General features: G+C 73.8%; 15 protein-coding genes and 2 tRNA genes. 7 read left to right on the forward strand and 10 right to left on the reverse strand.

The annotated features are described in order from the left end of the window. Positions 1–71 precede the first annotated feature (71 nt). The 5 genes from ACIQVL_RS16025 to ACIQVL_RS16045 all read left to right on the forward strand — a co-directional run bounded on the left by ACIQVL_RS16025 (position 72) and on the right by ACIQVL_RS16045 (position 8,819). Entirely contained in the window at positions 72–2,606 is a 2,535-nt protein-coding gene (locus ACIQVL_RS16025) for a large ATP-binding protein (protein WP_403475578.1), read from the forward strand. A 187-nt stretch (positions 2,607–2,793) separates the two neighbouring features. Then, the gene (locus ACIQVL_RS16030) at positions 2,794–3,702 is read left to right on the forward strand and encodes an AAA family ATPase (protein WP_403428296.1); all 909 of its coding nucleotides are present in this window, start codon (positions 2,794–2,796) and stop codon (positions 3,700–3,702) included. After that, complete coding sequence (locus tag ACIQVL_RS16035; RefSeq protein ID WP_403428298.1) at positions 3,699–4,844, forward strand: hypothetical protein; 1,146 nt, start codon at positions 3,699–3,701, stop codon at positions 4,842–4,844. Before ACIQVL_RS16030 ends, ACIQVL_RS16035 begins: the two co-directional genes overlap by 4 nt. Further along, on the forward strand, positions 4,841–7,573 hold the full coding sequence (locus ACIQVL_RS16040) for a hypothetical protein (RefSeq protein WP_403475579.1): 2,733 nt from the start codon (positions 4,841–4,843) through the stop codon (positions 7,571–7,573). Before ACIQVL_RS16035 ends, ACIQVL_RS16040 begins: the two co-directional genes overlap by 4 nt. 28 nt (positions 7,574–7,601) lie before the next feature. Continuing rightward, complete coding sequence (locus ACIQVL_RS16045; RefSeq protein ID WP_403428301.1) at positions 7,602–8,819, forward strand: toll/interleukin-1 receptor domain-containing protein; 1,218 nt, start codon at positions 7,602–7,604, stop codon at positions 8,817–8,819. Between the two features lie 57 nt (positions 8,820–8,876). On the opposite strand, the gene fxsT is transcribed toward ACIQVL_RS16045, so the two are convergent. The 8 genes from fxsT to ACIQVL_RS16085 form a co-directional block, all read right to left on the reverse strand. Beyond that, a complete protein-coding gene (fxsT, locus tag ACIQVL_RS16050; protein ID WP_403428303.1) occupies positions 8,877–12,872 on the reverse strand; it encodes an FxSxx-COOH system tetratricopeptide repeat protein in 3,996 nt (1,331 codons plus the stop codon). Continuing rightward, a complete protein-coding gene (gene fsxC, locus ACIQVL_RS16055) occupies positions 12,869–14,044 on the reverse strand; it encodes an FxsC protein (protein ID WP_403475580.1) in 1,176 nt (391 codons plus the stop codon). Before fsxC ends, fxsT begins: the two co-directional genes overlap by 4 nt. 233 nt (positions 14,045–14,277) lie before the next feature. Further along, positions 14,278–15,711, reverse strand: a complete 1,434-nt coding sequence (locus ACIQVL_RS16060; RefSeq protein ID WP_403428305.1) for an aKG-HExxH-type peptide beta-hydroxylase — start codon at positions 15,709–15,711, stop codon at positions 14,278–14,280. Beyond that, positions 15,708–16,859: an FxsB family cyclophane-forming radical SAM/SPASM peptide maturase gene (locus ACIQVL_RS16065; protein WP_403475581.1), complete on the reverse strand. Its 1,152-nt coding sequence runs from the start codon at positions 16,857–16,859 to the stop codon at positions 15,708–15,710. The genes ACIQVL_RS16060 and ACIQVL_RS16065 overlap by 4 nt, the downstream gene beginning before the upstream one ends. 42 nt (positions 16,860–16,901) lie before the next feature. Beyond that, complete coding sequence (fxsA, locus tag ACIQVL_RS16070; RefSeq protein ID WP_366353630.1) at positions 16,902–17,081, reverse strand: FxSxx-COOH cyclophane-containing RiPP peptide; 180 nt, start codon at positions 17,079–17,081, stop codon at positions 16,902–16,904. Positions 17,082–17,456: 375 nt separating this feature from the next. Then, entirely contained in the window at positions 17,457–17,765 is a 309-nt protein-coding gene (locus ACIQVL_RS16075) for a putative quinol monooxygenase (RefSeq protein WP_403475582.1), read from the reverse strand. 192 nt (positions 17,766–17,957) lie between these two features. Further along, a tRNA-Arg gene (locus ACIQVL_RS16080) sits at positions 17,958–18,030 on the reverse strand. A 185-nt stretch (positions 18,031–18,215) separates the two neighbouring features. Continuing rightward, a tRNA-Ser gene (locus tag ACIQVL_RS16085) sits at positions 18,216–18,306 on the reverse strand. A gap of 169 nt (positions 18,307–18,475) precedes the next feature. Here ACIQVL_RS16085 and ACIQVL_RS16090 point away from each other — a divergent pair. Together ACIQVL_RS16090 and ACIQVL_RS16095 are read left to right on the forward strand one after the other, a co-directional pair. Continuing rightward, a complete protein-coding gene (locus ACIQVL_RS16090) occupies positions 18,476–18,907 on the forward strand; it encodes an SSI family serine proteinase inhibitor (RefSeq protein ID WP_403428311.1) in 432 nt (143 codons plus the stop codon). 258 nt (positions 18,908–19,165) lie between these two features. Further along, positions 19,166–23,233 (forward strand): PAS domain-containing protein, encoded by a 4,068-nt coding sequence (locus ACIQVL_RS16095; RefSeq protein WP_403475583.1) that lies wholly within the window; start codon positions 19,166–19,168, stop codon positions 23,231–23,233. Between the two features lie 133 nt (positions 23,234–23,366). Here ACIQVL_RS16095 and ACIQVL_RS16100 read toward each other — a convergent pair whose 3' ends face one another. Together ACIQVL_RS16100 and ACIQVL_RS16105 are read right to left on the reverse strand one after the other, a co-directional pair. After that, positions 23,367–25,022, reverse strand: coding sequence for a long-chain fatty acid--CoA ligase (locus ACIQVL_RS16100; protein ID WP_403475584.1), 1,656 nt, complete (start codon positions 25,020–25,022; stop codon positions 23,367–23,369). A gap of 237 nt (positions 25,023–25,259) precedes the next feature. After that, positions 25,260–25,835 (reverse strand): SigE family RNA polymerase sigma factor, encoded by a 576-nt coding sequence (locus ACIQVL_RS16105; RefSeq protein ID WP_403428316.1) that lies wholly within the window; start codon positions 25,833–25,835, stop codon positions 25,260–25,262.

Below are 25,835 nucleotides of genomic sequence, written 5' to 3' on the forward strand. Positions count from 1 at the left end.
ACGGCCGGTTGCCCGGTCTCGTGCGAAACTGAGGACCAGGCAGGTACGCAAGCCACACAGCGGGGGATGAGATGGTGCCCGTGTACCGCTATGCCGTCAGCTATGCGCACGGCAGGGACGAGGCCTGGGTCGCCAGATTCCTGGACGAGCTGAGACGGCGTCTGGAAATCGCCGACGGCCCGCGTTTCCACCGCCTGGTCCCGCCGTCCGGCCCGCCGGACGGCCAGGCCGGTTCGTACGGCGTCGGGACGGCGGACGTCGTGCTGGCCCTGTGCAGTCCGGCGTACTTCAACGAGGGTCCCGCCCAGCACGACTGGGCGATCCTGGCGCTGCGCCGGCGCCTGGGACAGGCCCGTACCGGGGTCACCCCGCAGACGGCCCTGCCCCTCGTGTGGGAGCCGGTCGACCGGCGGCTGCCGGGACCGGTCGCGACCGCCGACGTGTTCTCCGCGGACCGGCTGCCCGAGTACCGCTCGCTGGGGCTGGCGCTGATGACCATGCAGGCCCCGCGGTACCGCGCGGCCCTGGACCGGGTGCTCGACGCGATCGTGGCCCGCATGACGGCGATGACCGAAGCCGCGGCCCCCGCGCCCGAGCTGGACGACCGGTTCGCCGGGGAGGCACCCGACGCGCTGTCGGCGGAGGACGCGGCCTTCACCGAGCAGTTCCGCAAGGAGGTGGCCCCGGCCCTGCCCGCGACGACGGTCCCCCGCACCCTGACCCGCCGCGACCCCGCGGCCGCCCGGAACGCGGCTCCGGACGGGAGCGCTTCGGACGGGAGGGCTCCGGACGGGAGGGCTCCGGACGAGAGGGCTCCGGACGAGAGGGCTCCGGACGAGAGGGCTTCGCCGCCCGCGGAGGACGTTCTGTCCGCCGATGCGCTGCCGGAGCTGGGACGGCGGATCCTCCTCGTCGGGCCGCCCGGGACCGGGCACAGCACCGAACTGGCGCGACTGGCCGCGAGGGCGCTGGGCGACATGGTGCCGGGACGGGCCGGCGCGGGCCGCCCGCCATGGGGCTGCCGGATACCGTTCGTGCTGTCGGCACGGTCGGGGGCGCTGCCCCGCCTCGACGGACTGGTGCCGACGCTCGCCCCGCTGGCGGCGCCGCAGGAGCCGGCCGGCTGGGCCGCCCGCCAGCTGCGCTCCGGCCAGGCCTTCCTGGCCGTCGACGACCTGGACGCGGTGCCCGTGGGCAACCGCGCCGCCGTCTGGGAGTGGCTCCTCCACCTGCTGCGAACCCACCCCCAGGCGCCCTGCGTCATCGCCACGAACGGCACCGGAGTGCCCTGGGCCCGGCTCGGGGACGCCTTCCGGGTCACCGGCCTCGGGCCCCTGCCCCCGGACGGGGTCCGCGCCCTGCTCGGCTCGCTCGCGGCGACGTCCTCCGGGGCCTCCGGCGACCGGCGGGCCGTGATCGCGCTGCTCCGGCGGTTCGACACCGATCCGCTGCTCCTCGGAGTCGCCGGCCGCCCGGCCGCCGCCGCGGCACTGCTGCGGGCAGCGGGCGATCCGGGCCGGCCGGAACCGGTGCCGCGGCACCGTCTGCTGCGCGCGGGCGTCTCGGCGGTGTGGCGGCGGGTCCGGGAGGAGCCGGCCGGGCCGTCCTCACCTTCCGTGCCCGTGCCCGGCCTCGCCGCCGACCAGGTGCCCGACAGCGTCCTGCGGACCGCCTCCGGCCTGCTGGCCGTCGCCGCCCTCGGCCTGGACAGCTCCCGCATCCCGCTGCGGACCGCGCTCGGCGCGCTGCGCGACCCCGGTGCCTCGGACGCCGCCTCGCCCGAACGGCTGCTGGTCGCGCTCGCGGACCGGGCCGGCGTGGTCTTCCGGCCCGGACCCGACACCGTGGCCTTTCCCGGCCCCGAGATCAGGACCTTCCTGGCGGCCCAGCACCTGGCGCGCTCGCCCGGCGCGGACACCGACGAGCTGCTCGTCCGGCACCCGTCCGCCGAACTGCGCGAGCTCCTCGGCCAGTTGCGGACCGCCGAGGCGGGCACCGGCACCCCGCGCAGTGTCCTCGCGACGACGGGCGGCCGGCCGCGCCGGCTGTCGGCCGGCAGCCCGCCGCCCCGTCCCGCCGTGCGGCGGGCGGACGCGCGGTCGGCCGCGGAGCTGCGCGCCCTGCTCCGGGCGGACACCGCCGTGACCGAACTGCGCTGCACCGGCCCGGTGGACGAGCTGGCCGCACTCCTGCCGCGGCTGCCCGGACTGCGCTCGCTGGTCCTCGCGGACGACCCGTCGCTCACCGCCCTGCCGGAGCTGGGCGGCTGCCGGTCGCTGCGCTCGCTGCGGGTGCTGCGCTGCCCGAACCTGAGGGATCTGACGGCGCTGGAGTCCTCAGCCGTCATGTTCCTGGACATCGATCCGTGGCCGGACCTGCCGGTACCGGCCGGTCTGCGCCGGGCGCCCTGGCTGAGCCGGGTGAACCTGGTGACCGGCGGGCCGGGGGTCCGGCCGGCCGGAGCGGCCGGAGCGGCCGGAGCGGCCGGAGCGGCCGGAGCGGCCGGGGCGGCGAGGACGGCCGACGCAGCCGGACAGCCGGGCAGCGGGGTGCCGGAGGCTGCGGCGCTGCCCGAGGTCCGGATACGGCGCCGGCTGCGCACCTGACGGTTTCCCGGACCCGCGGATCGTCCCGCGGACGCCGCGGGTTGCGCGGATTCCGCGGCGGTTCCGGCCGCTCCGGGAGAACCGCGCGGTCGGCCATATTCGTCGACGGAGTAGTGGCCGTACGCCCCGAGGGGAAGAGTGCAACGGGGTGCGGTGCGCCGGAACCACGGGCTGACAATGGGGGGCAGTGGGCTTGATCAAGCTTTTCGACCCGGCCGAGGAGACCTACCGGCCTGCGCCGACCGGCCGTACGCCCGCGCGCGGCACGGGCCGCCTCGACGACCAGGTCTACCTCTTCGACCACCGGACCGTCCTCGCCGTCAACGTCGCTCTGGCGTCCGGCCGCCCGCTGCTCGTACTCGGCCCGCCCGGCTCGGGCAAGTCGGCGCTGGCGCCGAACGTGGCACGGCTGATGCGGTTCCGCTACTACGCCGAGGTGGTCACCGCCCGCACCGAACCGCACGACCTGCTCTGGCGCGAGGAGGCGTTCCGCCAGCTCAACGACGCCACGCAGGGCCTGCTCCAGGCCCCCGGCTCGCGGGCCTACTTCCGGCCCGGCCCGCTGTGGAAGGCGCTCGACCCGGCCGTGGACGAGGAGGGCCTGCCCGCGTTCCGCGACCGGCCCGCGGTGGTCCTCATCGACGAGATCGACAAGGCCGACCCCGATGTCCCGGACGCCCTCCTCGATCCGCTCAACAACCTCCGCTTCGTGGGCCCCGACCGCCGCACGGTGACCGCGGCCGAGGGCACGGGCGCACCCCTGGTGGTGATCACGAGCAACGAGGAACGGGAGCTGTCCACCGCCTTCCTGCGCCGCTGCATCCAGCTGAGGCTGGACGCACCCGATCGCGAACACCTGCTGAAGGTCGCCCGGTTGCACATGGGGGACGACTACGACGAGGCGCTCACAGCGGAGTTGGCCGACATGTTCGAGCACGAGTCGGTGGCGTCCCGGCCGGCGGCGAGCACCGCCGAGTTCCTGGACACCCTGCGGGCCTGCCACCAGATGGACCTGACGGTCGAATCGCCGGAGTGGCGGGCGGTCGCGGACCTCGCCATGATGAAGGGCTCCGCCGACCCCTTCTCCTACACATGAGCCGAAGCCCGGCCCGCCTGGGGGAACTGCTGCGGGCGGCCCGCGCCCTGGGGGTGTCCGACACCGACGGCCTGACCACGCTGGCCGCGGCCCTGGGACTGGCGCTGACCACCGACGGTCCCGCCCGCCACGCCGCGGACCCGGGGCAGGCGTTCCGGGGCGAGGGGACGGCGGGCGGCGCGAGCCGCCCGGGGACCGGCACCGGAACCCCGGGCCGGACCCGCGGCGCGGACACCCCGCCCGGCCGCGGTGCGGGGGACGCCACCGGCCCGGGTCCGTACCGCCGGACCCCGGCCCCGCCCGAACAGGTCCCCGGCCCGGACACCCGGTCGGCCACCGGCGGTTCGCTGCTGCTGGTCCGCGCCGCGCACCCGGCACCGGGCCGGGGCGCGGAACGGCCGGAGTGGCGCGAGACCGGCCTGCCCGATCCCCCGGACGACGGCACCGGCGAACTCCTCGGCCACCCCGAGGCGTTCGACGTGCCCTGGCCGACGGCCCAGCCACGGCCCGCCCCGCCCTGGGACCCGCGGACCGAGCGGGCCGTCTTCCTCGCGATGGCCGGCACGCGCACGACCGGACGCGCCGTCGACCACCCCCGGCTGGTGGACCTGGTCGTGCGCAGTCTCGCCGGTGGTCAGCCCGGCCGGCCGCGGGTGCCCTACCGGCAGCGGACCACCACCCGGGCCGGAGCACTGCTGCTGCTCGACCGCGGCGAGTCGATGCGGCCGTTCCGGCACGACCAGGAGTGGATCACCCGGCTCGCGGGCCGCATCCTGCCGCCGGGCGGCCTGCGCGTGCTGGACGTGCGCATCGCCCAGGGGGTCAGCCGCGACCGGGGACGCACCTGGGAGCCCCACCCGGTGCCGCCGTACGGGCAGCCGGTGCTCCTGCTCTCCGACCTCGGGCACCTGCGGCCGCCGGCACCGGGCCGCCACCACTCGCCGCCGGCGAGCTGGCTGCCGTACCTGCGCCGGCTGCGGGAGGCGGGCAACCCCGTCGTCTGCCTGACGCCCTATCCCGCCGAGGAGTACCCGGCGGCCGTGCGGCGGACGGTCGCGCTGGTTCCGCTGGACCGCCGGGTGTCCGTACGGCTCGCGCAGACCGCGGCCCGCCGGGACCCGCGCCGGGCGAGGCGACGATGACGGCGGCCCCCGAGCGCACCGCCTTCCAGCTGATAGCGGAGGAGCGCCGGCACCGGCCCGCCGTGGTACGGCTGGCCAGGTCGCTGTGCCTGGCCGCGCAGGCGGAGCCGTACTTCCTCAGAAGCGCCCGGCTCCGCTTCGCCCCGGACAGCAGCGCCGGCCTGGAGGCGAGGCTGTACTTCTCACCGCTGGTGGAGGCCGCCGACAGCCGCGCGCTGGTGCTGTACCCGGAGGTCAGCGCGGAGCTGCGGCGCGAGCTGTACGACCATGACCTGGACCTGCTCGGCTCGGTCCGCGACTTCACCCTCGCCGCCCATCGCAGCGCACCGCCCCTGGTCCGCGGTTTCGAGGAGCTGCTGTGGTCGGCGACGACCGGTCCGCCGCCCGCCGAGGCCGAGGTCGAACGGACGCTGGCCCCGCTCTTCCGGCAGGTGCTCGCCGAGGGTGTCGCGGCGGCCGAGGCCAGTCGCTGGATCCTGCGCTTCCTGCCCCGGCTGCCGGCCGCCGTACGGGATTCCCTGCCGGCCTGGCGGCTGCAGCTGATGGCGGCGGAGCGGCTGGGCATGGAGCCGCCGCGTGCCCTGCTGACCCGGGCCACCGCCGACGAGGTGCGGACGGTACGGGCACTGGTCCACACCGAGGTGGACATCGGCGTCCGGGCCTCGGCGCAGGGCCTGGTGCTGAGCCGGCCCCCGGAGCGGGACGCCCTGGTCTGCGGGGCGAGCGGGGCGGGCCGCGTCCAGCTGCGGCTGCGCGGCGCGCTGCCCGGCACCCAGTGGCACGAACTGGACCTGTACGACGGCGAATACACCGCCCTGGGCGTCAGCGTGGCCGCCGAGGTCCGCGCGGACGGCACGCTGCTGGCCGCGCAGGCGGAGCTCGGCGGCACGCTGCTGTGCGCACGGGCGGGCCACCGGGCGGCGGCCGCGACCACCGCGGACGGCCGGACCGCCCTGCGCGTCGACGACGGCGAGTCCGTGCTCTGCGTGGATCTGCCCGAGCAGCCGCGCCTGCTCGCGGTCGCCGACGCGGGGCCCGCGGCCACGGCGGTGGTGAGCGCCAAGGGACTGCACGTGGTGACGTCGGCCGTGGACGGCACGGCCGACGCCGTCCTGCACCCGCTGTCCGAGCAGCCGTCGGCCGTGGGCTGGTCCCGGACCCGGGAACGCGGCGTGCTGTGCCTGGCCACCGGGAACGACGTCCTCCTCGTCGACGACGGGGACCCCGGCCGGACGCTGGGCACGCTGTCGCATCCCGCGCCGGTGACACACCTGTGGGCCTCGGTCCGGGCCGGCCTGGTGGCCGTGGCCGACGCGCACGGCGGGGTGACGGTTCACGACCTGGCCGCAGGCCCGGCCACCGGTCCCGGACGGCGGCAGCAGGCTCCGGGGGGCGGGGTCACGGCCCTGTGCGGGGATCCGTGGTCGGGGGCGGTGGTCTGGGGCTGTGCGGACGGGCGGGTGTACGGGGTGGCGGCGGCCGGTGCGGCCGCCCTGCTGGGCACGTTGCCGGCGCCCGCGTCCTCGCTCGCGTTGGCCGGCGACGCGGGACTGGTCGTGGCCGCGGACGGCGGGGACCGGTTGCTGCGGCTGGCCTGGCCGGCGGGCGGGGCGGTCACGGCGGTGCCGATGCCCTTCCGGGTGCGGGAGGTCCATCCGGCGACGGGCGGGCTGCTGCTGGTGTCGGGGCACGGCGGCGAGGTGGAGATCCGCGCGGAGGACGGCCGGACCCATCTGCTCACCCCGGGGCCCGTGCCCGCACCGCCCGAGGGGGCGGGGCCCGGCTGGCTCCGGGACAGCGTCGGGGTGGTGCTGCCGGAGGACGTGGCCGGGCTGCCGGCCGGCATCCGGCGCCGGGGCGTCGGGCACGTCTGCCTGCCGGCCGCCCTGCCGCCGGACTCGGCGGAGTTCGCCGCCCTGCTGGCGGGGGCACGCGACCAGGGGCTGCGCGTACTGGTGGAACTGGCGCCGCCCGGCGAGGACACCCCGCACGGCGAACTGCTCGGCCGGGCCCGCGACCTGCTGGAGGCCTCGGTCGACGGGCTCCGGCTCGGCGGCACGGCCCGGTGGCCGGCCTCCCTGCTCGTCCGGCTGCGCCATCTGCTGGACGCCTATCCGCAGGCGGCGGTCGTCACGACGGGCACCTCCGACTTCGCACTCGGCGCCGGCCACCTCACCCTGCACGCGCCCCCGGAGCCGACGACCGCCCTGAACGGGTCCCACGACAGCTGGTCCCTGCCGGACGGGCTCCCCCATCCGCAGGCCTGCCTGCTCCTGGCCCTGCCGGGCTGCCGGGAGGTCCCCGCCTCGGTCCTGGCACCGGCAGGCCGGGCGGCCGCGACCCCGGCCCCGCTGCTCGCGGCGCGCGCCGCACAGCTGGCCCTGCGCCACGGCGCAGTGCAGCGGCCGCCCACCGGCTCCGCGCGGGTGACCGCCGTTCGCCGGGACCACGCGGGGCAGGCCGTCCTCTGCCTGACCAGCACGGCCGACGCGCCGGTCACCGCCCGGGTCCCGCTGCCGGAGGCGGCCGCCGGGACCGAGCTGATCCAGATCGCCGACGATCTCCCGGACCACCCGCGCGACGCGCCGCCACCCGTCCTGCGACCGGATCCCGACGGCCTGGTCACCGTCGAACTCGGCGCGGGCCGCACCCGCTGGTTCCGGATCCGCGCGGCCGCCCACCCGCCGCCGCACGGGGCCACGGACCCCTTCGCCCCCTCCGCTTCCTGACACGTCACGGTCCCGTACGAGGAGTCCCATGCCCGGTCCCCATGTATTCCTCAGCCGCAGCGAACCGCCGGGCTGCCCCTGCAACTGCTGGCCGGCCCGCCGTGCCATGGAGGAACTGCTGTACCAGGAGGGCTGCGAGCCGATCATCGTGGACCGGGAGTCCCTGATACCGGGACAGGACTGGATGGAGGCCATCTCCGACGGCATGGGCCGTGCCCACGGCATGCTCCTGATCGTGTCCGACCATGCCCTGAAGTCCGAGCACGTGCAGAACGAGCTGGCCATGGCGGAACTGCGCAACCGGCACGACGGTTTCCCGGTGATCCTGCTGATGCTCCCGGAAGTGACCCTGGAGGCACTGGAGAAGAGCGGCCTGGGATCGCTCAGCCCGAACAGACGGCAGACCGTGGAGTGGCCGGGAAAGGACGACATCGAATCCGTACGGCGCGACATCAGGCCCCAACTCGATCTGATGCGCGCCGACCTGATCGGAGCGAAGGTGCACCACCGGGTGGTCCACCATCTGCGGGAGGTGGATGCGCAGAGCCTGGGCCGGGCCGGCGCGACGCTGGGCGTTCCGGTCGAGACGCTGTCCCCCCTGATGCGCCACCGGCTCGCCTCGGGTCTGCTGGCCGAACGGCCGAGCGAGCCCGAGACCGACCCGCTGCGGCTGGCCCTCACCGAGCTGCTGCCCCTGTCCGGCCCGGACGCCTCGCGGGAACTCATCCAGCTGAGCGTCACCCACGCCCGGGTGCCCGCGGCCGAGGCGGACCGGATGCGCGGGGTGCTCGGCACCGGTTCCCCCAGGGTCGCGGTGCTGCCCGCGCTCTCCACGGACACGGCCCGCCGCTACATCCACCGGGCCAGCGAACAGCCGTTGCCCTGGGACCACTTCGTCGTCGCGCTCACCGCGGGCACCGGCGTCCTGGGCGACCTGGTGCAGCGCATCGGAGAGGAACTGCGCGAGGAGTTCGACGTCCACGACGAGGAGACGCTGCGCGAGCACGAGCACGACTTCGGACCGGTGGTCGTGATCGTCCCGCATCCTCCGGACGCCGACCTGGTCAGGGCGCTCGACACGGCGTACCCGGTGGGGCTGCTGTTCCTGTTCGTGGTGGACGGGGAACTGCTCGGCGCCACCGGGGCGCACACCCGGCTGGAGGGCCTGCCCGCCTGGCGGGAGGAGGAGATGAACCGTACGGTGCGCCGGTTCGTGCGCAGGTACGGGACGACTCTGCACAACTGACGCGGTGTGCCGTGGCCGCCCCGGCACGGCTCCGGGGCGGCCACGCGCACGGCCGGCTCAGACCGGCGGCATCTCCAGGTCGAAGTCGATCCGCTTCCGGTCGTTCATCACCCGGACCAGGGGGTGGTGCGGCCCGAACTCACGCTCGGCGGCCAGCACCGCCCCGCGGACGCCCTGGGAGGTGTTGTCGTCCCCCATGAGGCTGCGGCCCAGCGCGACGTTGTACTCCGCGCAGAGCACCCGGGGGTGGTGATTGCGGTAGTGGGCGCGATAGGCCTCGCGGGCCTTCTCGTCCTGGGCCAGCGCCTCGTCGTACCGGCCCAGCGCGGACAGCACGCCGGCCCGGTTGGCGCGGCAGGCGACGGTGGCGGGGTGGGAGGCGCCCAGCCGCTCGACGAGGAGCGGGAGCGTCTCCTCGGCGAGTTCCGTCGCCGGCTCGGTCTCGCCGCGGTTCCTGAGGATGGCCACCAGGTTGGTCGCGGCCGACAGGGTGAAGGGGTGGTCGGGGCCGAGACGCTCGCGGTAGCGCTCGAAGTTCTGCTTCCCGAGGTCCACCGCCTCCGACCCGCGGACCGGGTCCACCAGCGACAGGGCGAGCAGGTCGCAGGCGAGATTGGCCGTGCACGACATGGTGTCGGGGTGCGCCTCGCCGTAGCGCTGCCGGTACACGTTCAGGGTGGAACGCGTCAGGGCCTCCGCCTCGGCGTAGTTGCCGAGGCGGCGCTGGGTCACCGCGAGGGACGCGTCCGTGCGCAGCACGTCGTCGGACTGCTCGTCCTTCAGGATGTTGACGAACCGTTTGCGGATCTCGATGAGCAGGTCGAGGGAGCCCTGGTAGTCACCCGTCTCCCGGCGGTCCAGCGCCACGCTGCCCGCGAAAGCCCACGTGAGAACGTGCTGAAGCCCCAGTGCCTGCCGGGACCGCTGATACGTCTCGGTCGCCCGTTTCAGGGCGTCCGAGGACCTGCCGGCCAGAATGAGCGAGACACCGAGGTTGTTCGCGGCCCGCAGGGTGTCCTCGTGGTCCACGCCGAAGTGCTGGCTGTTCAGGTAGAGCTGGTAGGTCCTGTCGTCCTCGTCGTGAGCCTCCTGGTAGCGGCCGAGGCCACGCAGGTCGGCGCCGTAGTTGCGGGCGGTCACCAAGGTGTAGCCGTCGTCCTCACCGAGCTGCGCACGCTGACGCTGCAGGGTGTCGGCGTCCAGCGCGTGGGCATCCCGGTAACGGCCCTGGGACCGGAGCGGGTTGGCCACCTGGGCGGCCAGCCGCAGCCTGAGGTGATGGTCCGCGCCGAGGGAGTCCGTCCAGATGTCGAGCGCCTTCTGCCCCAACGCGGCGGCGGCCCGGTGGTCGCCGATCCGCCACTGGTTGCGGACCTGGCGGATGACCCACTCGCACACCCGTGCGTCGGTGTTGGTCAGCGCCTCGGAAGGTTCCAGGTGGGGCAGCAGCTCCGCGAAGCGCTGCCGGACCGTGACGCTGTCCTCCGGGAGGGAGGCCGAGGGCAGCGCTCCCGCGAGCACGAGTTGTGCCTGGCGCCGCGTCCGTTCCTCGCGCTCGGGGTCCTCTTTCAGCCATTCGCGCACCGCGGCCTGGACCAGCCGGTGGACCTGGATGGAGCCGCTCTGCTGGTCCACCGTGGCCAGCGCGTACCGCCCGAGGTCACGGATGAGGTACCCCATCACCATCGGGTCGAGCACGGATTCGTCGCCGGTCTCCTCGGCGAGCCGGTTGCGCATGGCGTCGCTGTAGAGGAGGGAGTGCGCGATCGGCTCGGGCGAGAGGAAGGCGCACAGTTCGAGCAGGCGGACCGCCGCGGGCCGCTCGTTGCCGAGCCGGTCGACGGTCAGCCGCCAGACCGGCAGCAGGGACTCCTGCTGGCTGTCACCGCTGCCGCCGGTGCCGCTCAGCACCGTGCTGACCCGGCTGTTGACCAGTTCGAGGTAGGTGTCCAGGGGCATGGCCGTCTGCCGCAGCCAGGCCGCCGCGAGCTCCATCGCCATCGGGAAGTCGCCGAGCGTCTCGGCGATCCGGTCGGCGTCCTCCGCGGAGAGTCCGTCCACCCTGCGGCGCAGCAGGGCGATGCTCTCGGACCTGTTGAAGGCGTCGACCTCCACGGCGGTCTGGTTCTCCTCGTGAGGTGACCGCCGGGCGGTGAGGATGACGTGTCCCGGCCCCTCGGCGGGAAGGTACCGCTCCACTGTGGTGTCTCCCTCGTCCCGGTCCTGGGTCTCTCCGTTCATGTCCTGGTTTTCGGTGATGTTGTCGAAAACCAGCAACCAGCGACCATGATCTCCGTTTTTCAGCGCTGTCACGGTTGCCTGGGCACGTTCGTCGACCGTGTCGCCCGGAATTCCCAGTTCCAGTCCGAGTTCCGCAAGAAGCTGCGGAATGCGGTTCGGCTGTTCGGCCGGAACCCAGTGCACGAGGTCGTACTGGGAACCGTACCGGTGGACGTACTCCTGCGCGATCTGGGTCTTTCCGATCCCGCCGAGGCCGTACAGGAAGACCCTGCCGACCGGTGTCTCCGCACGCAGGGACTCGGAACTGAGTTCGGACCGCAGCCGGTCCAGCTGCACGTCGCGACCGGTGAACGCGTTGTTGCGGCGCGGCACGTTGAAGATCCGGGGGGCCAGGCCCGGATAGGTGAGGCCGTCACCTACTTCGGAGGACGGCGCCTCGAGTTCCAGCAGGCCGAAGAACTTGCTGAGCACCTGTGCGGCGGGCGCGTCCACCAGGGTGAATCCGGGCAGCCCGCGCAGCGCCGGCTCGGGCTGGTGCTCCCGCGTGCGCAGCCCTATGATCCTGGGCCCTTCGGCGGCCGCCGCCAGGGCGCGCACCTCGTCCGCGACCGGTGTGGTCGCGAAGTCGGGCGAGAGCAGCGCCACGACCACGTCGGCTCCGTCCGCCGGTCCGCTGGACAGCGGCACGGAGGGACTGCTCCCGCGCAGCGACACGGCGATGCCCACGGCCTGCAGCTGGGCCGCGATCCACTCCGCCCAGGCGCCGTCGCGCAGCGCGTAGTCGACCCGCACCCGGGGCACGAGGCGGCCGCCGGGTACCGGTACCCGCTGGAAGCGGGCGAGCAGCTGCCTGCGCACCGGCTCCTCGACCGGACGCAGGGCCGTCACCTGGCCGTCCGTGATCACCGAGGTGAGGCGTTCGTAGGCGCCCAGCAGCGAGGCGGGCTGGCGGGGCGTGTCCGCGACGGTGGCCAGCACCTCCTCGTAGGCGAAGAACGGCTTGTAGGGGATCTCCACCGCGCCCCAGTAGCCGTCGGGGTCGGCGGCCCGCGGCGTGTCCTTCAGGAACTCCTGGAAGCGCTGCCGGGCGTGGCCACGGCTGATCACCAGCTTCTCCTGCTCGGCGTCCTCCACCCGCATGGGCACGGGGAGGATCTTGACGTGCGGGACCGTGCGCCGCACGTCCGCGGCCACGCTGGCGCTGCCGTCCACCGACTGGGTGTTCAGCGTGAAGCAGTCCACCAGTACGTCCGGCATGACCATCGTGGTTATGCCGGACGTGTCGCTCCAGCCCGTCCGGCTGTCGATCAGGGCGTAGTCGTAGTTGCGCCGCATGTCCTCGCGCAGGGCGTGCAGGAAGGCCGCGCCGCCCCGGCGGTCGTAGAACCCCTTCCAGTCGTACGTGTTGATCGTCTCGGAGTACTCCGGGGTCTTCCGCCCCGGGGAGACGAAGTCGACGTAGCCGCCGCTGTCGAAGCTCCATGCCAGGGTCGAGGCGAAGCGCTCCACCCTCGCGTACTGGCTGTAGTCGCCGTCGGCCGGCCGCGGCCTGGCCAGGTCGAACCCGCGGATCAGGTCGATGAGACCGGGCGTGGAGTCGAGCTCCGGGTCGCCGAGGAAGGGGGCGAAGTAGCGGTGCAGCCCCGGCGCCTCCAGGTCCCAGTCCATGGCCAGCACGCGTTTTCCGTGGCTCGCCAGGATCCAGGCCACGTTCGCCAGGGCCATGGTGCGGCCGGTGCCGCCCTTGAACGAGTAGAACGTGACGATCGTGCCGGACTCGCGGGTGCCGGCGTCACCCGAGTCGAACGTCATGAGGAATACCTTCCGAGCAGGGGAAACGTGCGGAGACCTTCGGCCGGCGTGGCCGGTGACCGAACGGGCTCCACGGACTTGAGCGCCTCGTTCTGGAGGCGGATGAGGACCTTGCGCAGGGAGGAGGTGAAGCTCTCCGCGTCCGGCAGCCCCCAGCGGTCGTACTCGCTGTGCTGACCTCGCATCAGGGGAAGCGCGCGGTCCAGGAGTTCGTCGAGGGTGACGGTCTGTTCGAGCGACTCGGTGTCGTCGCGGGACCTGGGTTCGAGCGCCGTGGTCGCATCGGGGCTGCGGTCGTCCACGGCCGCCAGCAGCCGGCGTTTCTCCCGCCGCATGGCCACCCAGGCGTCCACGAGGAGCACGACGAGCTGCTCGGGATCACCTGCCCCGCTGATCCGGTCGACGGTCTCCTGGTCCAGCGGCAGCACGGTCGCGGTGAAGTCCAGGGCGGTGGCGGTGTTCTTCACCAGCGAGACGAGCGCCTCGTGCTCCCCCGGAGCGTAGGGCGACCAGTCCAGGGCCGTCTTCCCGTAGTACTGGCTGGAGCGCCGCTCCTCGGGCAGGTCGTCCTCGGCCGTGGACGCCACGACGAAACTCACCGCCTGACCGGCGGCGGGAACCGGCGCGCCGAGGGGGGAATGGCTGCCGGCCGCATCGAATCCGTACACCTCGGGCAGCTGCTCCGCGGCTACGACTATGCGGTCGGCGGTGGCCCTCAGCACCTCCTCGTAGTCGGACCGGTAGCGCGCCTTCAGCCGCAGCAGGTGCAGCAGCCCGTCACGCCGGTAGGCCTGGGACCGCGCGCCGAGGGGCGGGTACGGCAGGACGGCGTCCAGCGCGTGCGCGGGGTCGGGCTCCCACATGACGGGGACGACCGCGTCCGCACTGTGCCCGGTCCTGGACCGCTGCATGTTGAGGCGCCGCTGGAAGTAGGACAGCTCGGCCCGGCAGTACGACTGGCTGAAGTAGCGGGGCGAGTGCAGCACGACCAGGACGGTGGAGCGGCCCAGCAGATCCACCGACACGTCCGACGAGTGCGGCTTCCCACGGACCCCCACGGCTTCCGGGGAGCGTCCCGTGCGCTGGGCGACGACCCGGCAGAGGTCGTGAAAGAACGACGCCACCCACTCCTCGTCGACGGTGCGAACGTGACTCAAGTAGAAGTGGCTCACGATGGCTCCATTGGCACAACGCGGTCCCGGGGCGAGCCGGACCGGCGGACGGTCCGAGTGGTTGCGGGGCACACTCCGCGCGACTCGTCACCACCGGCACCACGTCGATGTTTGTTCCGGACATGGCGATAATCTGGTGATGCGCCCAGGCCGCGCGGTCTCGCCGCTCGCTGCGCGGTCGCGGCTTTCCGCCGCGCCGTCGCGTTTCCGCCCTGCCACCGCGTCCTCATATATCAGCCCGCCCCCGGTGTCGTTTCGTCGGACGTCTTCCCGCCGCACCCGGCCGTACCACGGCCCGGGCCCGCCACGCCCTGTACAGGGGAGGAAGCTCCGCGCCTTCGCGTCAGGTTCGGCGCCCGCCGCGACGCCACCCGAACGGGTGGGGGACCACTGCGACGCAGGGAGGGTGGCGGACGCACCGGGAAGCCGCAGCGCGCCGCCTCTTCCGCCATGTTCGCAACGAAGCGGGCGCCGATGGGCGTGAGCGCGGGGTGGACCTGCAGAATCCCCAGGGCGTCCGCGACCTGCCGCCCGTAGTGGTGCAGCCGGGCCCGCGCGGCACGGGCCTGCGCACCGCCCAGTTCCCGGTGGCGGCGGCGCCAGAACTCCAGCAGCGCCAGGTGGGCGTGGGTTCCCGTGAGCACGGACCCGACCGGACGGGCGTCCTCCCGCCAGCCGACCTGCTGCAGGGTGCGGTCCTCGGGATCCGCGAGATCGACCAGATCGGCCAGGGCCCCGAAGGCGATGTGCGCGCTCTCGTGCACCACCGTCTCGGCCAGCCGTACCGGATCGGTGGTGTACGAGGCCGCGATCGCCCCGTAGGCCTCCCGCGCCGAGGAACTCACCCCCCGCCCGGTCCACGGCGGCCGCAGCGGCACGAGCGCCGTCCACAGGGCGGCACAGGCCGCCGCCCGTTCCGGGACGAGGCGGGTCACCACGTCCCACGCCGAGGCCACCGACACCTGCCAGGCGTGCAGTTCCCCGGCCGTCTGGCGGGGCAGCACCGGATGGCGGTGCGCGTCCCGGTAGGGGTCGGTGTCCTCCAGGACCACCGACAACGGCGGCGCGTCTCCCGCAGGCGTGGCGGTCAGCGGGCGCGGTGCGCACAGGGCCGGGTCGCCGAGGGCGGGTTCGTCCGGCTCCAGCAGGGCCACGGACCGCCCGGCCAGGTCCAGGACGTCACCCCGCAGGCGGGCCTCCCGCGCGTCCTCGGCCGACCGGACGCTGCCCAGTGTGGGCAGCCAGACCAGGGAGCCCGGTGCCGGGAGGGCGAGGTGCGGGCGGAGACCGGCCCGTAACGCGGCGGCGGCCGCCAGACCGGTCAGCCGGGCGCATTCGGCGCTCGCCCGGACGGCGGCACGCGGGTCGTCCAGCTCCCGCAGGCAACGGCCCAGCCAGACACCGACATGGGGATGGAGCAGTACGTCCTCGAAGGCCCGCACGTCCGCGCCGCGGGCCCGCAGGCACAGCTCCCAGGCCGCCGCTCCCGAGGACTCCCAGAACTCCGGCAGGCTGCTGCGGGCCGCGTCGGCGACACTCATCAGCATGAGCAGGCGCCGGGAGACCTGGCCGTCCCGCAGGACCCGCAGGGCGGCCGGGGACGGCCGACAGGCCGCCAGGCCCGCGAAGTCCGCGACGCTCATCCGCAGGGTCGCCGGGGCCGTCACGACATGCTCCCGAGCAGGGCGCCGGCGTCGGCCACGACGCGGTCCCGGATCCGGGTGGTGAGCACGCGCAGGTCGGCGCAGTACACGCTGGCATTGGCGAAGCCGGTGTCCGGGCGGAAGCGGTGGGCACGAAGGCCGCCGCCGCACATCCGCACGACCTCACAGCCGCGGCACACGTCGGCGAGCGCCGCCAGCCCCCCGCGGCGGGCGTCGGCCACGGCCGGGTGCCGCGCGGCGGTGTCGAAGTCATGGGCGAAGATGTCGAGCCCCGTGGCCGCGCCGCCCTCCTGCGTGATCTTCAGGGAGTCGGATAATTCGATCGTCCCGTCGCTCTCGACCACCAGGAAGTCGGTGTCGGCCAGTCCGGTGCTCTCCGAGCGCACCTCACCGCCGAGCGCGAGGTCCACGAGGTCCTCGAACAGGCGGACGCCGGTCTCCTGACGCGGTGCCGCGTACCACCTTTCGAACACCGTCAGGAGCCAGTTCGCATACGGTGTGCGAACCGGGTCGTGGCCGGGCGGCGGGTGCTCCCAGGTGGCGTGCGGCAGCAGGAAGTTGACGGCCGGCGGCTCGTGCGCGAGCAGGGACTCGAAGACGTCGAGCGGCGGGTTGTCGAGGTCCACGGTGCAGAGCAGGCCCGCGAACAGCGCCTTGTTCTCGGGTCTCCTCAAGAGTTCCAATCCCCTCTGGACGGCGGCGTGGCTGCCTCGCCCGTTCCTGGCACGCCTGTGGCGGTCGTTCGCCTCGCGACCGCCATCAAGACTGACGCCCACCGACACCCCGTGTCGGCGGAACAGGTCCATCCATAAGGGATTGAGAAGTGTCGCATTGCTCTGCACGGAGATATCACACTCAGCCGTGCCGTGGAGCTCCGACTCCAGTACTGCCAGCAGGTGTTCGATTCGGGACGGGCCGGCGAGCAGGGGCTCGCCCCCGTGCAGGGTCACCCGGACCCGGGGCAGGGCGTGACGTCTGGCGTGCTCGGCGATGCGGCGGGCCAGCTGGTCCGCGGTCCCGGGGGCCATGACGGGCGGTTTGTGCCGCCAGCTGTGATCCGCCGTCTCGTACACGTAGCAGTAGTCGCATGCCAGGTTGCACGGCTGGGCAACCTTGACCACCCACTCGACGAACGGGTTCGCATCACGCACGTGCCACCTCCTGCCACGCGGTCCCCGCTGTCTACGCACCCATCAGAGCGCCGACGTGAACATGGACACGTCCACCGCGCGGTGCTCCAGAGTGTCCCGCCGAACCCGACGTATGGACCGGCCAAGAGCGTTCTTTGGCAGTTCCTCCAGATCCAGATTCGCGGAACCGCTGAGGTTCACCACGTCGAAGTCGATCTCCACGTCAGCCGCTGACGTCTCCATGAACCCCCCGTGCTCCTCGCCCCGCGGACCTCGGCCGGTGTTCCGAACCCCGCGGATGTCAACCTGCGTCGGGCCGCAACCGACGGCGCCGGGCGCCGAGTTGCGGAAGAGGTAGCGCTGTTCAGTTCTCGTCTCAGGGAAGCACACGGATCAATCGAGGGCCAGCACGCAGGGGCCGCCGGTCCAGGTGCGGCCTGATCTCGTCGGCACTGGCCTCAAGTCCTCCGGCGCAACATGGCGTCGACAACGGTCCGGCCCCACGTCACCATGAGCCTTCCCCGCTTCACGACGACATGACCCATGACGGCGATCACACCTGGGCAAAACGTTTCCGGGGACGGGCCGGGGGCCGGTGCCGGACCGGACGGCAGGTCGCTACCCGATCACGCCCTTGCCGGGGTCGCCGAGGGGGACGCTCTCCACCGGCCAGATCTCCGAGGGCGCGGCCACGAGCGGCGTGAGCGCGTTCCTGATGCGCTGGAGGTTCACGCCGGCCACGTGCGCCTGGAAGTCCTCGGAGGTGAGCCAGTGCTCGACGACGAAGACACCCTCGCCGTCGGTGTGCAGCGCGAACAGCGCGCATCCCGGTTCCTGGTGGACCAGCGGGGCGAACTCGCGGTACACGTCCAGCACCTTCTGGGTCTGGCCCGGCGCGGGATGCAGGCGGGCGATGACGACGGGCATGCGCGCACATCCTTCCGGGGCAGCCGCACGGGCTGTGGCATGGGAGGGCAGGACCTCGCTTCCAGGATGCACCGCACCGGCCGATTCGCCACCGAGGCGCGGCGGCGGCCGGCACAGCCGCAACCGATCACGAGATCCGCAGCCCCGGAACGCCGAAGGGCCCCGGAGTGATCCGGGGCCCTTTGATCTCTGTGCACTCGGCAGGATTCGAACCTGCAACCTTCTGATCCGTAGTCAGATGCTCTATCCGTTAAGCTACGAGTGCTTGTTGTTTTGTTTTCCTGTCCCTGCTCCCGGCCCTTCCGGCCCGCTCGCGGCGACAGGAAGAACATTACATGACTGCCGCCGCCATGTGAAATCCGTTAGGCGCACCCCTTGTGAGCTGCGGAAACGCCGAAAACGCGAATCAGGGAGCCCAGACCGAAACGGTTGGACTCCCTGAGTCAGGTGCGGAGGCGGAGGGATTTGAACCCTCGATGGGCTTTAAGGCCCAAACCGCATTAGCAGTGCGGCGCCATAGACCGGACTAGGCGACGCCTCCAGCACATCCGCCCGCGTGAGCGCGAGTGGTGCGTGCAGATGATGACACAGTCGAGCGTGGTGTCACCAATCGGCTCCCACGGTACTAGGCAGCCGGGCCGCAGGGCAAAGCCCTTCCCTCCGGCGGGGGCGTCGCGCAACGTCCGGCCGGGGCGCGCGTTGAGCAGGGCATGTCGCACTTCGCCGTGCGGGGCGCCCTCGGGGCCGTCGCCGCCGTCCTCGGGTCCGTCCCCGCCCTGCCCGCCTCGGCCGCCGTCGCGGGCGACCACCTCACCGTCACCGTCCGCCACACCGGAAACGGGCGGGACGGGACGTACGAGCTGTCCTGCCACCCCGGCGCCGGCAGCCATCCGGACGTGGCCGGGGCCTGCCTGGTGCTGGACCGGAACACCCGCTGGGGCCGGGACACCTTCGCACCGGTCGCCCCGGGCACCGCCTGCACCATGCTCTACGGCGGCCCGGCCACCGCCCGTGTCACCGGGACCTGGGCCGGCCGCCCGGTCGACGCGACGTACGACCGCAGCAACGGGTGCGAGATCGGACGCTGGGACCGGATGGTGCCCCTGCTCCCCGGTCTCGGCACACCGGGTGATCTCGGCTGACGACGGGCCCCGGCGGGCGACGGCAGGCACAGGCGTTCCACGGGCGCGGCCCCGCTCGCGCAAAAGTCTCGCGAAGGTATGGCGAAGACGAAGCGTGTCGGTCACATGTTCGCCGTCACTTCGTCGTGCGACCTCCCTCTCATCCGGCGCCGCGAGCGCAACCGGTGCCTTTAGACTCCCTCGCGTGACACGCCGCGGGCCGGTTGGCAAGATGGCCCGAGCGGTCGGCAAGGTGCGGTAACAGGGAGGAAGCGTCTCGTGAGCAGCAGGCCATCCCGAGGCGCTGCTCGCCTCGCAGCCATACTGGACGCGCTGCCGGATGCGTTGGTGCTGGTCAACGCCAACGGCACCGTCGTCAACGCGAACAGCATCGCCCTGGAGGCCTTCGAGGCCCCGGGCACCGCGCTGGTGGGACGCGGGCTGCTCGACCTGCTCCCGCAGTTCGACTCACGCCTGATCCCGGGCTCCATGCGGCGGCCCGATCACATGGACCCGCGGGGGCGTACCAAGCCGACCCGGATGATCGCGCGGCGCACCGACGGGACCGAGTTCCCGGTCGAGGTCACCAGCGCCAACCTGGAGAACGGACAGCAGGCCTACGACGGTTACGGCTACAGCGGCGACGAGCTGCTGATGCTCGTCGTCCGCGACCTGACCGGCACCGTCGACACCGAGGCCGAGCTGGCCCGCTCGCAGCGGCAGACCGAGATGATCCTGCGGGCGGCGAGCGAGGGTGTCGTGGGCACGGACACCGACGGGCGGATCGTCCTGGTGAACCCGGCCGCCGCCCAGATACTGGGGTACCGGGCCGGTGAGCTCGGCGGCAAGGAGCTGCACAACCTCGTGCTGCACTCGCGCGTCGACGGCTCCCCCTTCCCGTACGCCGAGTCGCCGCTCGCCGACACCCTGCGCTCCGGGCGCAAGCACCGGGTGCGCGGGCAGGTGCTGTGGGCCAAGGGCGACAAGAAGGTGCCGGTCGACCTGACGACCGCACCGGTGCGCGACGGCGACCAGCTGGTCGGCGCCGTGATGACGTTCACCGACCGGCGGCCCTACGACTCCGTCGTCGACGAGAAGACGGCCCAGGAGAAGGCGCACGCCAACGAGGTGGAGCGGCTCTCCGAGGAGCACGCCTCCGACCTGACCGCGCTGCGCCAGAAGCACGTCACCGAGGTCGAGGAGCTGCTCGAACGGCACGCCGAGGAACTGGCGGCCGGCGAGGACCGGTACGCGGCCCTCGGCGAGCGCGAGAAGGACCGGTACGAGGCCCTCTCCGGGCGCCACGAGCAGCTGCTGACGCTGCTCGCGCAGTCGCTCCGCGGCCCCCTCGACGAGCTGCGCCGGGAACTGGCCGCGCTCGCCGCCGACGACGCCGGGCAGCTGTGGCCCGAGGCCAACCAGGTGCTCCACCATCTCTCGGCCGGCTACTCGCGGATCACCCAGCTCATCGACAACGTGCTCGGCTACCAGCGGCTGGACGCGGGGGCGGAGGACGTCAACCGCACGAAGGTCATGCTCGACGCCGTCGTCGCCGCCGGTGTGGACGGCGCGGTGGAGCTGATCGGCCCCGGGCGGGTGCAGTTCGCCGTGCACGCGCCGCCCATCGAGGCCGAGGTGGACCCGCAGCGGCTCGCCGTCGCGCTCGCGCATCTCATCGCGGACGTGGCAGGGGTCGACGCCACCGGCAACGCGCCGGTCTCCGCGGGCGGCTACATGGACAACACCGTCGTCGTCGCGGCGGCGCAGCGCGGCGAGGTCGTCCGGATCGAGGTGCGCGGTCCCTACGCCGGGGGAGACCCGGTGCACGAGCCGATCGTGCGGGGGATCGTGCGGGCCCACGGCGGCGTGCTGCAGACGCACGAGGTGCCCGGCATGAGCGGCAGCGCGTTCGTGCTGGAGGTGCCGATCGGGGGCGGTGCCGGCGCGGTGCCCCCGCCGCCCGGTACCGAGGTGGCCCTCGTCGCGCCCGCCGACGACACCGGCGCCGGTGGGCGGCGGCGGGCCCGGCGGTCCTCCGTGGACGCCTTCCTGGAGAGCGACGTTCCCGGCGAGGCGGGCGGCGAGGGCGAGGCCCCGGCCGTGCCGACCGGGCGCCGGCGCCGGCGGACCGCCGAGGCGGCGGGCCCGGAGAGCGGGCCCCCGGCGATCGAGAGCGCGGAGCCGGGGTCCGGCGGTACCGGACGGCGGCGCGGACGCCCGGCCGACAGTGACGGCGGCCCGGGGGTCGCCGAGGGTGCCGTGGTGACGGCGGCCGAGCAGGGTGCCGGGGCGGCAGCCTCGGGCACCGGGCTCGGCGGCACCGTTCCGCCGCAGGGCGTGCCCGTGCCGGCGTCGGGGCGGCGCGCCCGGCGCGAGCCCGACGAGCGGCAGGCGCTGCCGCCCGCGCTGCCCTCGGCGCCGTCCGAGCAGGCCGCCGAGCAGGCAGCCGAGCCGGTGTTCGACGAGAGCCAGTCCGGCGGGCGGCGCCGACGGGCGCTGGCCGCCGCGGCCGAGCGGGCGGAGCAGCAGCAGGCCGGGCCCCGCCCGGTCTTCGCGCTGCCGCCCGCGGCGGCCGACCGCGCCCCCGAGCCGGTCCGCGCCGGGGAACCGGCGGAGGCGGCGGGCGACGAGGGCCGGCACGACGCCGTGGCGCACGACCAGGCCGAGGACCACACCCCGCCGCAGCCGCACCCCACCGAGGCGCCGACCGGCCGCCGGCGGCGGGCGGTCGGCCAGCCGCCGGCCGAGAACACCCCGGCGGCCGCGGCGGTACCGACGGTGCCCGCACAGGCGCCCGCTCCCGGACAGCAGCCGGTGCGGCCGGTACAACCGCAGGGCATCCCGGCGCCGGCCGGGCCGACGGCGGCCCAGGTCGCCGCGGCGGCCGGTGTCCCCGGCGCCCCGGCGGCAGGCGCCCCGGGCGCGGCCGTACCGGCGCAGGCGGCGCCGCAGAACCAGCCGCAACCGCAGCCGACGGCTGCTGCTCCGCTGGCCCCCGGGCAGCCCGTCCCGGCCGCCGAAGCCGCGCCGGTTCCCGCCCAGCCGCTGCCGCTGCCCGCGGAGGCCGCGCCGGTGGCACCCGTACCGCAGCAGTGGCCGGGCGCCGACGACGCGCCCGCCGCCCAACCGGCGCGTGCCGCACAGCCGTTGCCCGCCGAGGCGGCCGCACCGGCACCGGTCGACCCGGACTCCACGCAGGGCCGGGCGTTCAGTGTGCGGACGCTGGGGCAGGGGGTGCCGTTCTCGCGGCAGGCCGCGCAGGTGCAGCAGCCGACGCCGACCCCGCCCCCGCACCAGCCGGGCGGCAACGGGCGGCGCCGCAAGCTGGGCACGCGCCCCGAGCCGGGTACCGCCGCCGAGCAGCCGGGGGCCGAGCAGTCGGCCCGGCCCGCACAGTCCGCCCGGCCGCATCCGCCGGCCGAGCAGCCGGTCGCCGCCCAGCCGCTGCCGCAGCCGTCGCTGGCCGGGCAGTCCCGGCTGGTGGGAGCCACCGAGGGCGGTGGCCGGTCGTACGCGATAGGCGCACCCGACGTGAACGCCGCCGAGGGCCCGGAGCCGCTGGACGGTCCGGGCGGGGCGGTCGAGGTCGCGGACCCGCCGCGCCCGCAGCCGATGGACGACGAGCTGCCCCCGGAGCCGCTGGACAACCCGCGCCGGCTGCTGGTGTGGCCCGCGCCGGACGTCACCACCCAGCAGGAGCTGAGCGACCGCGGCTACCGGCCGGTGATCGTGAACTCCCGTGAGGAGGTCGACGCGCAGATCGCCGCGTTCCCGGCGGCGCTGTTCGTGGACCCGCTGACCGGGCCGATCACCCGGACCGCGCTGCAGTCGCTGCGGCAGGCGGCGGTGGCGGCCGAGGTGCCGGTGATGGTCACGGCAGGTCTCGGACAGGCGACGCGGGAGGCGGCGTACGGCGCCGATCCCGCCGTGCTGCTGAAGGCGCTCGCGCCCCGGGACAGCGAGCAGCATCCGCCGCGGGTGCTGCTGATCGAGGAGCACGCGGAGATCGCGCTCGCGCTGACCTCGACGCTGGAGCGGCGCGGGATGCAGGTGGCGCGGGCGGCGAGCGACGCGGACGCGGTGACGCTGGCCGGGCAGCTGCGGCCGAACCTGGTGGTGATGGACCTGATGCAGGTGCACCGCCGGCAGGCCGGGATCATCGACTGGCTGCGGGCGAACGGGCAGCTGAACCGGACGCCGCTGGTCGTCTACACGGCGGCGGTCGACCAGGCGGACCTGCCGCGGCTGGCGTCCGGGGAGACGGTGCTGTTCCTGGCGGAGCGGTCGACGAGTGCCGAGGTGCAGAGCCGGATCGTGGACCTGCTGGCGCGGATCGGGACGAACTGAGGGAGCGCCGTTGGGGGAACTGCCGACCGTCGGCCGCGGGTTGTCCGTGGCTGGTCGCGCAGTTCCCCGCGCCCCTTTCGGGGCGCTTCAGCGCGGGGCGTCTCAGAGTGGGGCGCTCAAGGGCTGTCGGCCGTCAGAGGCTGGTGACGTCCAGGTCGCCCTCGGCGTAGCGCCTCCTGAGCACCTTCTTGTCGAACTTGCCCACGCTCGTCTTCGGCACCGACTCGATCACCGTCCAGCGCTCGGGGAGCTGCCACTTGGCGATCTTGCCCTCCTCTGCGAGGAAGATGCGCAGGGTCTCGAAGGTGGCCGTGGAGCCCTCCCGCAGGACGACCGTGGCCAGCGGGCGCTCGCCCCACTTCTCGTCGGGGACGGCCACCACCGCGGCCTCGGCGACGTCCGGGTGGGACATCAGCGCGTTCTCCAGCTCGACCGAGGAGATCCACTCGCCGCCGGACTTGATGACGTCCTTCGCCCGGTCGGTGAGGGTGAGGAAGCCGTCGGGGGAGATGGTGCCGACGTCGCCGGTCTTCAGCCAGCCGTCCTCGCTGAACTTGTCCTCGGGACGCAGGGGTTCGGCGTCGGGGCCGTTGTAGTACGCGCCCGCGATCCAGGGGCCGCGCACCTCCAGCTCGCCCGCCGACTCGCCGTCCCAGGGGAGGCGTTCGCCACCGGGGCCGCTGAGCCGGGCCTCGACACTGGCCGGGAACCGGCCCTGCGTGAGGCGGTACGCGAACTCCTCCGCGGTGCCGACCGCGTGGGCCGGCGGGCGGGCGATGGTGCCGAGCGGGGAGGTCTCGGTCATGCCCCAGGCGTGGCAGACCCGCATGCCCAGCTTGTCGAAGGCCGTCATGAGGGAGGGCGGGCAGGCGGCGCCGCCGATGGTGACCTGGCCGAGGGAGGAGACGTCCCGGGGGCGGGCGGTCAGCTCGCCGAGCAGGCCCTGCCAGATGGTGGGGACCGCGGCCGCGTGCGTGGGGCGCTCGCGCTCGATCATCTCGGCGAGCGGGCCGGGCTGCAGGAAGCGGTCCGGCATGAGCAGGTTGACGCCGGTCATGAAGGTGGCGTGCGGCAGGCCCCAGGCGTTGACGTGGAACTGCGGCACGACGACCAGGGAGATGTCCTGGTCGGTCAGGCCCATCGACTGGGCCATGTTGACCTGCATCGAGTGCAGGTAGATCGAACGGTGGCTGTACACCACGCCCTTGGGGTCGCCGGTGGTGCCGGAGGTGTAGCACATGGCGGCGGCCCGGCGTTCGTCCAGCTCCGGCCAGTCGTACGTCGTCGGCTTCCCGGCGATGAGCTCCTCGTACTCGTGGACGGCCGCGGTGGCGCCGACGAGGAGGGAGCGGTCGCCCGGACCGGAGACCACGATGTGCTCGACGGTCGGCAGCTTGGCCAGCAGGGGCGCGATCATCGGGATCAGCGAGCCGTTGACGAGGACGACCTTGTCCGCGGCGTGGTTGACGATCCAGACCAGCTGCTCGGCGGGCAGGCGGAGGTTGAGGGTGTGCAGGACCGCGCCCATGGAGGGGATCGCGAAGTACGCCTCGGTGTGCTCCGCGTTGTTCCACATCAGGGTGGCCACGCGGTCGTCGCCCCGGACTCCGAGGTCGTCCCGCAGGGCGTGCGCCAACTGGGCCGCGCGGTCGCCGATCTCGGCGAAGCTGCGGCGGTGCGCCTCGCCCTCGCCGGTCCAGGTGATCACCTGTGACGCGCCGTGAACCCTCGACCCGTGGGTCAGGATCCTTGAGATCAGCAGCGGTACGTCCTGCATGGTGCTCAGCACGGCGTCCTCCCGGGGGCGACATTGCCTACTCGGTGGTAAAGGGGCTGCGCTGATTCTGCTCACATACCGGGCGGTATGTCACTAGGAGAAAGCCAACAAAGCCTGTTCGGACGTTTCGAACACCCCGGAGGCTCCGAACACCTCGGAGGCTTCGCACGCCCCGGATGCTTCGCACGCCCCGGATGCTTCGCACGCCCGCGAGGCCTGGGGGTCCCGCACGACCCGCCGGCCGGGCCGCTAACGCGCGAGGTCCAGCTCCGGATCCTCGCGCAGCTTGCCCAGCGCACGCGACACGGCCGACTTCACCGTGCCCACCGAGACCCCGAGCACCTCGGCCGTCTGCACCTCGCTCAGGTCCTCGTAGTACCGGAGCACCACCATCGCCCGCTGCCGCGCCGGAAGTTTCATGATCGCCCGCCACATCGCGTCGTGCAGCGCCTGCCGTTCGGCCGGGTCGTCCTCGCCGGGCACCGGCTCGGGCTCGGGCATCTCGTCGCAGACGAACTCGTCGACCCGGCGCTTGCGCCACTGCGAGGTCCGCGTGTTGAGCAGCGCCCGGCGCACATAGCCGTCGAGGGCCCGGTGGTCCTCGATCCGCTCCCAGGCCACGTAGGTCTTGGCGAGCGCGGTCTGGAGCAGGTCCTCGGCATCGCTCGGGTTCGCGGTCAGCGACCGCGCGGTGCGCAGCAGCACGGGCTGACGGGCCCTGACGTACGACGCGAACGACGGGTAGGAAGGGCGGGCGTACGGGCGGGTCTGCCGCGCCGAGACAGCGGCGGCGTCCGAAGCGCTGGTGCAGACGGGTGTGGTCAT

Source organism: Streptomyces sp. NPDC090499, from assembly GCF_044769305.1.
Lineage (GTDB): Bacteria > Actinomycetota > Actinomycetes > Streptomycetales > Streptomycetaceae > Streptomyces.